This is a genomic window from Aquimarina ulvae (genome assembly GCF_053613295.3).
Window position 1 is genome coordinate 153,452 of sequence record NZ_JBSIBP030000010.1, and the last position, 15,084, is coordinate 168,535.

Consider the following 15,084-nt stretch of genomic DNA (forward strand, 5'->3'; position numbering starts at 1 on the left):
CAAGGTATTGAAATCAATTAGTTTTTTGTGTCTAGATACACGTTCGTGTTTCACACACTTGCTGTGGTCAACCTCTCCTTAAAATATCACCTTGTCGGGTTGAGTGCTCGAACTTTGGGAGCAGTGTATCGAGATCATTAAAATTGAAGTTCTGATTATCATTCAATTACCGTAAACTGTTTAATAGCGGTATTAGGTTCTATAATATTATATCCTTTCCAAAATTCTGGGTCATATTTTGATAAATACTGCGGTTTGATCGTTTTATTTTCTTTACTATTTTTGTATTCACTTTCAGTGATTGGCTGAGAATCATACACCACTACTTCATATTTGCTGATTTCTCCGGCACCGATATCTAGTCCCAAGGATAGTTCATTTTGTTTGCGTCTACCTTTTACAAACTTATTCTTTTCCACAATTCTTAATGGTCGATCAATCCCAAAAATATTTCCTCGTATTTTTTCTATATATCGTACGCTGTATTTACTATCAGCCCCTTTCGTAAAGATCGTTTTACCTTTATACATGGTATCGTGAAAACTAATTCCTAGTAGTCCAAAATTCTGGAGATTTTTTACATTTTCATAATCTACTCTCATAATAGCAAAATCTTGAGTGTTTACATAAATGGTTCCTTTAAAATCAGCTCTTCTTTTTGGCACAAAGTCAATGATATACACACTACTCTCATCCATAATCGTATAATCTACCAGTTCAAAATCATATCGACCGGATTTATCAATAAAATTTAGCTTAGAATCTTCCTGAAAAAACATACTGGATAATAATTGTTGTATAGTAGATTTTCTATAGGTGTAAAAGTAGTCTGCTTTATTTTTATCCGGATCTTCCATTTCTTTTTTAACCTCGGCTGCTTCTGGATTATTTTGCATAATAGAATCAACCTGAATCTTAAATCCGGGGATCCAACCCGACTTAATTTTAAGGTAAGAATTTTGTTTAACGTTCTTTTTAAGGATGTTTTCTAATCGTTCTGATAAAGAATTCATAGAGCCATCATTAGCTTTGTCATATAATTCCGCCCCTTTGATAATACCTAGTTTTTGTTTGTCAAAATTTCCATACAGGTCACATAAGGTTTCTGTGTAATACGATGATTTTCTGGGGATTATAGAAATAACACTATCGATAAATTCCTTGTCAAATTCTTCAATAGTAGATTTCTTTAGTTTGACATTGATCTTACTAATATCACTAAAATCTGATTCTCTGATAAATAGTTTTTTGTGGGATAACGCATTGCTGTAGTTTTGATCGACATTTTCTTTGACACGGTCCATGATCTCATCTATCGTGAGATTTTTATTAGAGATAAACACACTACTTAATGCTACTGCTTTGGGCGTGATATAAATAATACTATCTGTAATGGTATTCAGGGCAATTCCAATTGTTGAGTATCCCATAGAAGAGATATAGATAGAATCCGTTAATGCCGATGGTTTATTAAAAGTAAAGCTAAACTTTCCTTCTTCATTGGTAATGACACCTCCGTTTTTAGCATATTGAATAGTGGCATAAGGAATAGGTTCATTAGTTTTTTTATCTACTACCGTAGCACTGATGGTTTGTGCTGATAATGATAAACCTGATAGGATCGCTATAGAAGTAACGATAAGTTTTATGATATTCATGTGATTATTTTGTTTTTTGACTGTCATTTGTATAGACGCAAATAGTGCTATAAAGGTTGCCCGTGCAACTGTACGAAGAAGACGGATGTTTTTAAAAATTGTTACAAAAAAGTCTTTGAGTTGACGAGTAGTAAGTATTATGAATGTATTTAGAGGTGCTCAATATACTAGATTCTTGTGTAGCGGTAGAATAGTTTTTTTTAAAATCAGTGGGGTAACATTTCATAATAAACAGACGTAATATACTAGAAACAAGAATATAAAATCATGAAACTTACTGATAACAAAGAATAGGTTGCTCTGTTTTTTTTGTAAAGGTCATCTGCAAAAGCACACATAATATCGGAAAAGCGATATGTACCTTAAAATTATAATTGTAAAAAAAAGTAATCAGTTGTAATATTGTTCACTTAAATTATCCATTACTGGGATTAGACACCTTAAATTTAGTTACTAAGAAGATGAAGTTCTCAGATTATTGAAAAAAGATACTATACATATCAAACACTATATTTTTTACGGTAAGTTTATAAAGCAAACAAATGAAAAACACTTTTATACTACTAATTACTATTCTTTCTTTACCATTACAAGCCCAAAAACTTAAGCAAATCTTGTTGCCGGATCACAAAGGTTTTCGTATAAAAAGTTATCAGGAATCCAGATATGGTTTTATCTATGTTACTCGTGATAATCAAATTTATATGATCAGTGGAGAACAAATCAAAAACCCTAATAAAATTACAGAGGGACTAAAAAACAGTAAAAATGGAGTTGATCGGGCGTATATTTTTGCAGATAATAAAACACCCTACAGTACTATTGATAAAATAAATACAGTGATAGCCAGATCAGGAATAGAAAATATCTGTTATATGATGACTTTTCCAGGTGGCTCTAGGGCTCCTTTTGGATACTTAAAAAAGTTGTATAACCACAATATAGTAAACGATAGGGTAAAGGAGAAAATAAAGGAGAATAGAAACAAAGTCTTGGACCATACGCAAATGATTATCACATCAGGAGATCACAAAATAGAGCTGAAGGATGGAAAAAAAATAGCTATAGAAAGCCGAGCATATAGGGAGATGATCAATGCTTCGGTTGTAATATCAGTAGGCTATATGGATGATATATCTTATGGAGATTATATCTATTGGTTGGATAAAACCCAAAGGATCATTAAAAAACAAAGATATAGAAAACGAAAAAAAACGTTGATCAATGAGCTATCAAAAGAGTTAATGAAATACAATCACGATTAAGAGGCCAAGGTACATGTTAAAGGCTAAATATGCGAAACACCAAAAAAAGCCAATTCATAAAGTATTCTTCAAAAATTAAATCTAATAATTGGAGGTAACATTCTATAGATGAATGACACTTATTACATGAACCAAGTAAAAATAAGACACCACAAAAATTTAAACACACAAGACCGATGAAACTAAAAAGTAGTGTACTTCTAATATATATATTCTGTATGAGCAAATTAGTTACTGCTCAATATGAAATTACCATAGATGCATATGTCGTAGATCACATAACAAAACAACCGATTCCTTTTGTGAATATTGGTTTTGTAGATAAAGGTATTGGTACGGTGAGTGATGAGAATGGTCGGATTTTTTTACAGTATGAGGAGGCATCTGTAGGACAAAACAGCATCATACAACTCTCTAGTCTTGGATATAGAACCAAACAGTTATCCGTAGATAGCCTATTCGAACTATTGACAAAAAGTAACACCATTTTTTTGGAACCGTATATTTACGAACTAGATGAGGCCAAAGTAGTTGCAGAAAAAAGAAAGACAAAAACTATAGGTAATCCTTATACACACACAGGAATAATTGGTTACTGGAAAGATGCAAAAGCATTAGGAGGAGAAATTGCAACGCGAATCAGGATTAGACATAAGAATTCTAAGTTATTAAAACTGAAGTTTAATATCCATGAAAATGCAACGGATAGTTTATTAGTGCGTGTAAATATATACAAGTCAAAGAAGCGAAGGCCTGATAACAACATATTAACCAGCAATATTTATCACACCATTACAAAAAGAAAAGGAGAAGAGGTTATAGATCTTGCCAAGTATAATATTTTGGTACAGGAGGATATTATTGTTAGTTTAGAATTAATCAGAGTATATGGTGAAGATATTGAGTTTTCTATCAGCGCATCAAAACAGGGAAGATCCTATCTGCGATATATAAGTCAGGATGCCTGGAAAGATTTTAGAAATGTCGGGATGGCATTTAGATTGGATATTTCGTATCCGGGTGCCAAAAGTGAGTTAAAAAAAAGAGAGAAACCTAAAGACATTGTTTTATATTGGGATGCTTCATTTTCTGCAGCTAAAAAAGATCCAAGTAGTACTCTGATATTTCTAAGAGCATATCTGAAAAAAGTAAAAAACACAACCATTACCCTAGTAACATTTTCTAATAGGATTTTAAAAAGACAAAAATTTACCATTAAGAGGGGCAAAAGTGATCAGCTAATAAGCATACTTACAGATGTGACGTATAACGGTGCTACTAATTTTGAAGTTCTTTTTAAAGAAAAAAAGTTGCCAGATCAATATATAGTTGTAAGTGACGGTTTTGCAAATTATGGTATGTCAAAAATTATATACGACGCTCCCGTTTTTTACATAAATCATGTGCCTAAAGCTAATGACCAATTCCTTCAGGATGCTGCCATACAAAGTGAAGGATATTACCTTAATCTCAACAAAATATCTCTAGATCAAGCATTATCGAATATTTTACATGAAGTAGATGATAATACCATATATCAGTCAAATGTAAAACAGGAGCTGGTCAATGGTGTGGTATATGCAAACGGAGAACCAGTGCAAGGATGTAAGGTTACTGTAAAAGGAACGCTGACAGAAACCCTTACCGATGCTAATGGGATGTTTAGTATCAATGCTCAAAATCAGGATGTGCTACGTTTTGAATTTTTTGGAATGAATACACAGGAAATAACCTTGGATGCCACTAAAAACCTACGGGTGGATATGCTTTCTAAGTATACCGTTTTAGAAGAAGTGACCGTAGATGCAAAAGAAGCTAATAAACCAGAAGAAAAAATAGATATTGGTAGCAGAAAAGTGAGTAAAAGTTCTTTAGGATACGCCGCATATACCTTAGAAAATGAAGAGTTTCCTAAATCAGCAATATATTTATCAGACCTTATTCGAGGTAGGTTTCCAGGAGTGCAGGTATCAGGCTTCGGTAATGATGCTTCCTATACCATACGTGGTAACAGCTCTTTTAATAATGAGAGGCAACCTTTGTTTGTAGTTGACGGCGCTCCATATCAAACGACTCCTATATTTTTACAGCCTGATAATATTAAGAGGATATCTGTTATCAATGGTTTAGCAGGAGCTACTCGATATGGTGAAGCTGGACGTGGTGGAGTTTTTCTGATTACTACTAAATTTGGCGAAGAAAGCAATTCTAAAGATGAAAAACCAATTAATGATTTATTGGCAAAAGGAAACGATTATACTACTTCCAGTTTTTTGATCGATGCGAATTATAATAGACCTGATTTTTTAGAACCATTATGGATTAGTACCACATATGACGAAGCAAAAGGCATTTATTATGAATTAAGAAAAGAGCATTCTTTGAGTATTCCTTTTTATAGTTATTGCGCCTCTTACTTTATGAGGTGGGATGTGCCTTTTGCTAAACAAATCTTGTCTAATATTGCAGAAATTGGCTTTGATAATCCACAGGCCTTAAGAGCGCTTGCATTTAAACTTGAAGCACTAAAAAAAGATAATACTGCGGCTTTACTTTATGAGCGTATTTTTGATTTGACACCTAATTCGTCACAGTCCACTCTGGATCTGGCAAGGATTTACGTTGTAATTAAAAAATATCAGGAGGCTTTCGAACTCTATAAAAAAATACTACAGAATGAAGTAACTCAAACAGATTTCAGCGAACTTGCAGAACAGGCTGAATCTGAAATCCAACGATTATTAAATTTACATAGATCAGAAATATCTTTTCAGGACGTTCCTAAAAGATTTTTAAAAGTTAGGGGAGTACCCGTTAGACTGGTATTTGAATGGAGCGACCCTCAATCCGAATTTGAACTACAGTTTGTAAATCCACAGAACAAATATTACAAATGGCAACGCGTATTTCAGGTAAATAAGGAAGAAATGCTTTCTCAAACCAAATCAGGGGTGTTATCAAAAGAGTTTATTATAGATAAAGCGATGCGTGGACAATGGATTATAAATGTCCAATCCTTCGGTGATACTTCTAAACTAAATCCAGAATTTATGAAATATACTACATATACAAACTATGGTTTAGAAAATGAAACTAAAGAAATACAATGTATCAACCTCTACAACTACAAAGAAAAAGTGACACTCGATAAAATAACACTATAATGAATTCGAATTCACTTATTGTTTTAACTGCCATAGGCGTTTAAAGAATCACCAATAATGAAACAATAACTGGTAAACATTGATTTACTATTTTGAATTCTAAATCTTTAAACACGCGTGGTTAAAGAGCAGGTAAGATCTTATTCATAAAAAGGATCCAATTTTGTGAAAATGATCCTATCGAAATTACGTTATAAGTTGGTATATTTACAATTGTTATAAAATTACCAGCAAGTCAATGCACCAACTACGTAGAAATAGAAGATTACGAACCACGGCATCGATTCGGTCTTTGGTTAGAGAACATGTAATTACTCCAAACGACTTTTTAGTACCGCTCTTTATAGTAGAAGGTAGTGATGTGAAGCAAGAAATAGCATCCATGCCAGGATATTACAGGTATAGCCTTGATCTTTTAAAAAATGAGGTAAAAGAGTTATGGGCAATGGGATTAAAAGCAGTACTACTGTTTGTAAAAGTGCCCGATAATCTTAAAGATAATAAAGGAACTGAAGCCCTCAATCCAGATGGGTTGATGCAGCGTGCTATCAAGACAGTAAAAGAAGTTGCGCCAGAAATGCTGGTAATGACAGACGTAGCGTTAGACCCGTATTCTTCTTATGGACATGATGGTATCGTAGAAAATGGCTATATTGTTAATGATCCTACTTGTGATGTGTTGGCAACAATGTCTTTATCACACGCACAGGCAGGAGCAGATTTTGTAGCGCCCAGTGATATGATGGATGGAAGAATTTTAGCAATTAGAGAACTACTGGAAGAGGAAAATTATAAGAATACCGGTATTATGAGCTATAGTGCCAAGTATGCATCAGCTTTTTATGGTCCATTTAGAGATGCGCTGGATTCCGCACCTGGTTTTGGGGATAAAAAGACTTATCAGATGGATTTTGCCAATCGAGACGAAGCAATAAAAGAAACACTTATAGATATTGATGAAGGAGCGGATATTGTTATGGTTAAACCGGGATTGGCGTACTTGGATATTGTACGCGATGTATGTGATATCGTAGATGTACCTGTGGCAGTATATCAGGTTAGTGGTGAATATGCCATGCTCAAAGCAGCAGCAGAAAAAGGATGGCTGGATCATGATACAATTATGATGGAACAATTAGTGGCTTTCAAACGAGCCGGAGCACATATAATCGCTAGCTATTTTGCGAAGGATGTGGTCAAACTTTTGGGATAATTAAAAATAACTATTATGGTAAGTAGGGATCGGTTATATCAAACATTCGGTGAGTTGTTATATGTCATTGCTATGAGTGATGGTGTTATCCAAAAAGAAGAAGTAAATACGCTGGAAGAAATCTTAAAAGCTCATCCTAAAGGACAAGAAATAAAATGGTCTTTTGATTACGAAAGCGACCATGAGAACGACATAGAAACCTTATACAAGAGAGTGATCGAAGTTTTCTCTGATAATGGCCCCGACGAAGAATATGATTTTATGATCTATGCCCTGACTAAAATAGCCGAAGCAACAGACGGGATTAGCTCCAAAGAAAAAAACGTAATTAATAGCTTTTCTAAAGACCTGTTAAAAAGATTTAAAAATGACATTGATAATTTATTTAATTCCTAAGTTCACACAAATGAAAAATATTTTTGTACTATTCCTGAGCATTGCTTTTGTAACAACAACCAGTTGCAATTCTGAGAAAAAACCCGAAAAAGAAAAAATTGTTATTGGATCAAAGAAAAAGACTAATTCTCCCGAATACGAATTAGGTAAAGAGTTGTTTAAAGGAAAAGGCAACTGCTATTCTTGTCACAGAATGGATAAAAAATCAGTGGGACCCAGTGTTACAGAAATTATAAAAATTTACAAAGAGAAAAATGGGGATATTGTAGGTTTTCTTAGACAGAAAAAAGACCCTATTGTAGATCCAGAAAATTATGCAGTGATGAAAACTAACTTTACGCGTTTAGAGAAATTTACAGATGAAGAACTGGAAGCTATTAAATTGTATATGAATAAAGTGACCACTAAGTGATGAAAATACTTCTCATGGTTTTTATACTTATTTCATATCCATTAATGTCACAACAATTGACTGCTAAATCTGCATTTTTAGAAAAATGGCAAAACTCAAAAAAGTATCTTCTGGAGATTGCAGAATCGATGCCAGCGGATAAGTTTGAGTACGCACCTACGAAAAGCAAAATGGATTTTAGAAATCAATTGCTGCATATCTGCGGAAATATGCTTTGGCTTAGCACAACCTACTTTTCTAACGAAGAATTTGATCGTAAGAAACTTGCAGAAAATGCGCCTGACTCTAAAATCGATATTATCAAATTAATCAAAAAATCATTTGATGAGGTCTATAATCGTGTGATGAAAACACCAGAAGAATTACTAGTAACAGAAGTAAATTTTTTTGCCGGTCAAAAATCTAAACTTCAGATATTAAATTTACTTCAGGATCACGTTACGCATCATAGGGGACAGCTTATTGTTTATTTAAACCTTAATCAAATCAAACCACCTAAGTATGTAGGGTGGTGATAAGTATTCTTATCTTTTATTTTTACAAATGATTACCAAATCCGTACTTTAGCAAAACTAACTTTATACTATGGCATTACTTATTGTATACGGAGTCGTATCTATTTTCTTTTCATTTTTATGTTCTATTCTTGAGGCGGTACTGCTCAGTATCACTCCTACCTTTATTAATGTTAAGAAAAAAGAAGGAAAAACATATGCAACAGCTTTAGAAAAGCTTAAAAAGGATGTAGACCGTCCTTTAATTGCAATTCTAACACTAAACACCATAGCACATACAGTAGGAGCAATATTAGTAGGTGTGCAGGCAAAAGTTGCCTACGTAGAAATGTACGGTTCAGAAACACGCAAGGTTTTTGGAATGGAAATGACAGAAGATTTGATGGTGGGTGTGGTCTCTTCTATTATGACTATTTTGATATTAGTAGCTTCAGAAATTATACCCAAAACAATTGGAGCCACATATTGGAAACAACTAGCTAATTTTACCTCCAAAGCATTACATGTATTGATCTGGCCATTAAAATGGACAGGTATTTTATGGATTCTGCAATTAACCACAAAATTGATTGGAGGCAAAGGACACCACGGATCTGTATTGAGTAGAGAAGACTTTACCGCTATGACAGATATTGCCGAAGAGGAGGGTGTTTTTGAAGAATCAGAATCAAAGGTCATCAGAAATTTGCTTACTTTTAAAGAAGTGTTTACCAAAGATGTGATGACACCAAGAACCGTTTTAAAATTAGCATCAGAAGATACTACTGTAGAGGACTTTTTTAATGAAAATCAAAACCTACGTTTTTCAAGGATTCCTGTATTTAAGGATAAAGCCGATAATATTACAGGTCAGGTGCTGAAAGACGAAATATTTAAGGAAATGGCTAATAAAAATGGTCATAAGCTACTTGGTGAATTAAAAAGACCCATCATTTTTACTACCAGAAATCTTCCTATCCCGGATTTATTTAATGAGTTGATCCAAACTAAAAACCATATTGCACTGGTAGTAGATGAATATGGATCTGTGAGTGGGTTAGTGACTATGGAAGACGTCATAGAAACCTTACTAGGGCTGGAGATCGTAGACGAAAGTGATACGGAAACAGATATGCAGAGTTTAGCCAGAAAAAATTGGGAAACACGAGCAAGACGTTTAGGGATTCTTAATGATAAGCAGGAGGATTGATAGCTACTGTCCTTATAGAAACTCCATTAGGTATAGCTTCTATCAGCGGTGATGAAAATGGGATCACTAAGATTTCTATAACAGAAGATGCTGAAAAAAACGCTTCAAAGGAGATTCCGGATGTTCTGCAAGAAGCTATGATTCAGTTACAAGATTATTTTGAAGGAAAAAGGAAGGAATTTAACGTTAAACTGAATCCATCAGGCACGGATTTTCAAAAAAAGGTGTGGATAGAACTTTCTAAAATTCCCTTTGGAAAAACGACAACCTACCTTGATATCGCTAAGCGGTTAGGAGATCCAAAATGCATACGCGCCGCGGCATCAGCTAACGGGAAAAATCCGCTATGGGTTGTGGTTCCTTGTCATCGAGTAATTGGCAGCGATGGTTCTCTTATCGGATATGCTGGTGGTTTGTGGAGAAAGAAATGGCTACTCGAACATGAAAGTCCTGCCAAACAACAATCTTTAGAGCTTTAATAGTTTAAGTTTATTTATCATGAAGTTTACCTAGGTTCGATTTTTAGTTAATTCGCAGTTCTTTGATTAAATAACTGTGTACTTTGTAAACAGAATTATGTTTCTTATTACCAAAATTTTTTAGAACTCTCTTTACTGAGGTCAAAGCACTTGATGATATTTTTTTCAGAGTTAACCGAAAGATTCGGTAGTAAAACTAGATCGAAAGAAGGATTTTGTGTTAAAAACAGTGGATAATCAATTAAATACCTTGGTTATTCAAGAAAAGGAGTTTTGGGGATTATTTGACAAGTTTAAAGATAGAACTCCATTGATAGTTTTTAATGAGAAAGCTTTAATAATAATTATTTAAAAAGATAAATTACAAAAAAATCAGAAGATTTATTTCCATTATTAGCCAACCAATGTAATGCTAAGTAAAATTTAGATTTAACGATTTATTATTCTAAAAAGGCTACGAAATATGCCAATCAAAGAAGTTTTTATTATATATGGATTTAATAATTGAAAAATTAGGTTGAATGCCAAACCAAATAAAAGGTACTCTTAAACTAATAGTTTAGAATTATGTAGAAATATCAAATCCTATGAAGTAATATTGCTGTACGTACAAAAACTAACTAAAAATAAAAAGCGTAACAAAAGTTTATAGAATAGCGATGTACAATAACTATATTATTGATCTAAAACAACCTTGCTACAATGATATTTTTTAAGTCTGTTTAGTTTCATATTTACGATCTATAAAATGTAGAATCTGGTTATAAGGTTACTTAATCTATCCTTTTTTTAATTTTTGCAAAATCAGCTTAGTAGTATAATTTAGTGTAAGGATATGAAAAGATAAAGTAAAACTTATTATAAATGTCACAAAAGTTCTAAGCAACAAAATAATTGAGACTTAGTATGAGTTAATAAATTGAGCGAATGAAATAGTTTAAATCAAAAAAAGAACTGTTGTTATTGCTATTGTAAAAATCAACTAAAATATATGTTAAAGCACATCCTATCTATACTATGCCTGTTTATTGGCATAGATAAAAGTTTTACTCAGGTCAAGTTGGATAAGTATGCGCTTAAATCAGAGCTGGAACTATATAAGAAAAGGGGAGATAGTCTTCGTAAAATAAATAGATATAATGCATCGGCAAAACACTTTAATATAGGGTATAAAAAAGCTTGTAGTGTCAATTCTGATAGGTATACATATTATTTTGGTAGGTCCTTAATGATTACATACGCTAACTTAGAGGAGAAGAACTATATAGATAGCATTAATCAAATATATCAAGATATAAATAGATTAGCTCTCGTTGGTTGTCATACTAAGGAATTAATAAAAAATCATCTTTACTATGCACTCGCTGTAAGGGACGTGGATACAGAAAATGCCTTTAGGGGTTATGCTAAAGCAGTTGCTTTAATTCCTGAAATTAGATCAGACTCTGTATTAATCTCCCAAATATATAGGGCAAGATCAGATTTCTTTTTTAAAATAAAAAACTATGAATATTCCAAGTCAGATGCCTTTAGGGCATATCAGCACATATCATCTAAACACACATTAGTTGAAAAAATTAAGCTAAATAGAGATCTTATTGTTGAACTTAGTAATAAACAAGTAGTAGAAAACAAAGAGTTGGTTAACAATACTTTTAGCTATTGTGATCAATGTAAGTATTCGGACTGCCAGGAGGTTTGTTTATCGGTTTATAGTAATTTAATGATAGATTTTAGAAATATGAAGGATTACAAGACAGCAGACTATATCCTATTAGATAAAATTAATCTGGATTCTGTAAAAAAAAATGCAACTCGTAGTACGTATCACAAGATTCTTAATCACTACCAACAATATGATCAGCGACAACAAAATTATGATAAGGCTATTGTTAAATTAAAACAGTTAAAACAATTTGCTTTAAAATATGAGGAAGAAGATATAGCATTATATGCCAATTACTTAGCTCATGTTTATGCTAAAATTGGGGATTATAAAAGAGCCTTTGACGAATCAAATGCTGCTTACATTTATTCTGAGAGGTATCGTAGTCCCTCAAAAAAACTCGCTGAATTACAACAGGAAACTTTTGAAAAATCTGAAAGTTTAGAAAACAAAAATAATGTAATATCAAGCTTAAGTAAAAGTAGTTTAGAAATTAATAAGGATAAGCAAAATTTAAAGAATTACTGGGTTTTTACTGTGGCACTTGCTCTGGTAATTTCGCTTTTACTCATAATATATATACAATTTCAAAGGCTAAGACTATTAAAAATAAAGGAGGAAGCGACTTTTAATAAGATGAACTCCTTACAGATCGCTATGAATCCGCATTTTTTGTTCAATTCATTTAACTCCATCCAGAAGTTCGTGTTATTTGAGGAAAATAAACTAGCTACTAAATATATAGGTAAAATGGCCAGTTTGATTAGAAATTATTTTTATTGTGCAGAGCGTAGGTTTATTTCTTTTACAAAAGAATTAGAAATTTTAAAGCACTATATTGATTTAGAAAAAATTAGGTTTGAAGATAAGATTGATGTAAAGTTTGATATTGATATTGATTTGAAAAGTGAAAATTTCTTAATCCCATCGCTGATTTTGCAGCCATTTGTAGAAAACTCGATCAAACACGGTTTTACGGAGCAAAAAGATAAATACCTGATCCATATTCGTTTTAAGATAAACAAGGGTTATCTTCAGTGTAGGATTACAGATAATGGTACAGGAATTTTAGAAGTAAAAAGAGCAAAAACACAGGATCACCTTTCTATTGCCACAAAAAATATAAGAGATAGGTTAAAGTTATTAAACCAAACGTTACAAAGAAAAGCTTCTTTTACAGTAAGAAATATAGAAGGAAAAAACAATACCACACTTGGAACAGAGGTAGAAGTCGTATTACCTATTTTATAAAATTGATATATTCAGATGCTAAAGACTATCGTACTTGATGATGAAAAAAAAAGTAGAGATTTAATAACATATCTTTTACAGATTTATTGTCCCGAAGTGGAAGTTGTAGCTCAGGCTAATGACAAGCACACTTTTATCAATGCATTAAATAAACTACAGGTAGATTTGGTCATCTTAGATGTAGAAATAGGAAGCATCACATCATTTGATATTTTATCAGAGATTCCTAACATCAATTTTAGAATCATTTTTGTATCGTCATATGATCAGTATGCCATTATGGGATATCGATATAAGGCTATTGATTATTTATTAAAACCCATCGACCCGGATGAACTCATTCGTGTGGTCCAAGGTATCAATAAAGTAAGGCATAATACATTAAACAATGTAATGGATGAATTAAAAAACTTAAAAGATAAGGTTTTTGAATCTCCAAAAATTACGATTTCAGACAATCAGGGCATACATTTTATAAATGTTAATGAGATATTGTATTGTACAGGTAGTGGCAACTACACAACCTTTATTTTACAGGATGGTAATGAGGTCGTTTCTTCAAGAAACTTAAAATTCTATGAACAAAAACTGACACCCTATAAGTTTTCTAGGATACATAAATCATACCTGATTAATCTGGCACATTTATCTAAGGTACATAAAGAGCAAGGGGGGTATGTGATATTAAATGATATAACTAATTTACCAATATCAAGGCATTATAAAAAGCAGTTCTTCGAGTTATTAAATAGAAGTTTTTAATAGCTGGTATAAAAACCTTTATGTTTTCAATAATTCTTCCATAAAGCCATATTATTATTTAATCAATTTTTTTTCTTAAAAGTGTTATAAGTTGTCCATTTTGGGATAAGTAGGAGCCACTATATATTCCTAATTTAGCTATGTGATCACACCAAGATTATCAAGTCATGATGACCTAATCTATTATTTAATTTTAAACACTAAAATTATGAAAACACAAAAAACGTTGATGTTTACCTAAGTTTTGATAAATCTTTGAAGGGGTAAAACAACGGCAGGTGTCATGAATTATGACACCTGCCGTTGTTTTATAGTTGAATTAGTGTTTATTTAGTTTTAATAAATTTTTCTGATCGATTGTTAACTTTCAGAATATATATACCTTCTATTAGTAAACTGACATCAATTTTTGATTTTCCTCTAGCATTAACAAGTTCTTTTCCAGAAATAGCGTATATAGCCACTCGATCATTCTCATTGATACCTCTAAGTGTAAGTTGATTAGATACCGGATTTGAAGTTATAAAACGCACTTTTTGGTCGTTTGAACTAGGCTTTTTGACAGATGACACAGCTATAAACTTCCATTGAGTAAAACTTCCCGTGCTATTTACGGTTGCACAACTATTGTTTCCGTTTTGGGCATCCGAAGTATTTCTACGAATGTTTTGATCTGTACCGATAGCTCTGATGTTAGCAAATCCTTCACTATTTCCGCCTGTAGTAAAGAACTTTGTCGCCAACGTTTTGTTTGCCACCATATTAAGTTGATTTCCAGATTTTTGTATATACTTATCATTTCCGTTTAGCTGTAAATAGTAATTTTGATTTCCTGCATCAATTACATACCACTGTACATAATCTCCCGAGCTTCCATTGGCACTATGCAACAATTGACTACCTCCACCAAATAATCTACGTCCAGAATCAGGGCTTTGGATAAAGAAAGGACCTTCTTTTGTGTTTTGATTACATGTATCAACAATCTCAAAAAAACCTACTTCAGTATCAGGACAATCACCATTACCCCATGCTGTATAAATGGTATATGTACCAGGAGACACATTGTTGATCGTGTAGTTTTCGCTTGTACCTTGATTAGCTGAGTAATCAC

At 32.7% G+C, this 15,084-nt stretch carries 12 protein-coding genes; 10 read left to right on the top strand and 2 right to left on the bottom strand.

All coding sequences use genetic code 11. The annotated features are described in order from the left end of the window. Nucleotides 1-158 precede the first annotated feature (158 nt). Nucleotides 159-1,658, bottom strand: coding sequence for a carboxypeptidase-like regulatory domain-containing protein (locus ACWGOQ_RS19115; RefSeq protein ID WP_452055744.1), 1,500 nt, complete (start codon nt 1,656-1,658; stop codon nt 159-161). 542 nt (nt 1,659-2,200) lie between these two features. On the opposite strand from ACWGOQ_RS19115, the gene ACWGOQ_RS19120 reads away from it, so the two are divergent. From ACWGOQ_RS19120 to ACWGOQ_RS19165, 10 genes are all read left to right on the top strand, one after another. Next, the gene (locus ACWGOQ_RS19120; RefSeq protein WP_452055743.1) at nt 2,201-2,923 is read left to right on the top strand and encodes a hypothetical protein; all 723 of its coding nucleotides are present in this window, start codon (nt 2,201-2,203) and stop codon (nt 2,921-2,923) included. Between the two features lie 218 nt (nt 2,924-3,141). Continuing rightward, entirely contained in the window at nt 3,142-6,087 is a 2,946-nt protein-coding gene (locus ACWGOQ_RS19125) for a carboxypeptidase-like regulatory domain-containing protein (RefSeq protein ID WP_452055742.1), read from the top strand. A gap of 238 nt (nt 6,088-6,325) precedes the next feature. Then, nucleotides 6,326-7,300: a porphobilinogen synthase gene (gene hemB, locus ACWGOQ_RS19130; RefSeq protein WP_452055741.1), complete on the top strand. Its 975-nt coding sequence runs from the start codon at nt 6,326-6,328 to the stop codon at nt 7,298-7,300. Between the two features lie 15 nt (nt 7,301-7,315). Beyond that, nucleotides 7,316-7,696: a tellurite resistance TerB family protein gene (locus ACWGOQ_RS19135; protein WP_452055740.1), complete on the top strand. Its 381-nt coding sequence runs from the start codon at nt 7,316-7,318 to the stop codon at nt 7,694-7,696. A 10-nt stretch (nt 7,697-7,706) separates the two neighbouring features. Continuing rightward, nucleotides 7,707-8,108, top strand: a complete 402-nt coding sequence (locus ACWGOQ_RS19140) for a c-type cytochrome (RefSeq protein ID WP_458202841.1) — start codon at nt 7,707-7,709, stop codon at nt 8,106-8,108. Next, the gene (locus ACWGOQ_RS19145) at nt 8,108-8,623 is read left to right on the top strand and encodes a DinB family protein (RefSeq protein WP_452055738.1); all 516 of its coding nucleotides are present in this window, start codon (nt 8,108-8,110) and stop codon (nt 8,621-8,623) included. The genes ACWGOQ_RS19140 and ACWGOQ_RS19145 overlap by 1 nt, the downstream gene beginning before the upstream one ends. 70 nt (nt 8,624-8,693) lie before the next feature. Next, nucleotides 8,694-9,812 carry a CNNM domain-containing protein gene (locus ACWGOQ_RS19150; RefSeq protein ID WP_452055737.1) on the top strand — a complete coding sequence of 373 codons (1,119 nt, stop codon included), beginning with the start codon at nt 8,694-8,696 and terminating at the stop codon, nt 9,810-9,812. After that, entirely contained in the window at nt 9,812-10,291 is a 480-nt protein-coding gene (locus tag ACWGOQ_RS19155) for a methylated-DNA--[protein]-cysteine S-methyltransferase (RefSeq protein WP_452056474.1), read from the top strand. Before ACWGOQ_RS19150 ends, ACWGOQ_RS19155 begins: the two co-directional genes overlap by 1 nt. Before the next feature lie 991 nt (nt 10,292-11,282). Next, on the top strand, nt 11,283-13,208 hold the full coding sequence (locus ACWGOQ_RS19160) for a sensor histidine kinase (RefSeq protein WP_452055736.1): 1,926 nt from the start codon (nt 11,283-11,285) through the stop codon (nt 13,206-13,208). A 15-nt stretch (nt 13,209-13,223) separates the two neighbouring features. Further along, nucleotides 13,224-13,970, top strand: coding sequence for a LytR/AlgR family response regulator transcription factor (locus tag ACWGOQ_RS19165; RefSeq protein WP_452055735.1), 747 nt, complete (start codon nt 13,224-13,226; stop codon nt 13,968-13,970). A 326-nt stretch (nt 13,971-14,296) separates the two neighbouring features. Here the strand turns inward: ACWGOQ_RS19165 and ACWGOQ_RS19170 are convergent. After that, nucleotides 14,297-15,084 (bottom strand): T9SS type A sorting domain-containing protein (locus ACWGOQ_RS19170; protein WP_458202842.1); only part of this gene is annotated, 788 nt, incomplete at its 5' end.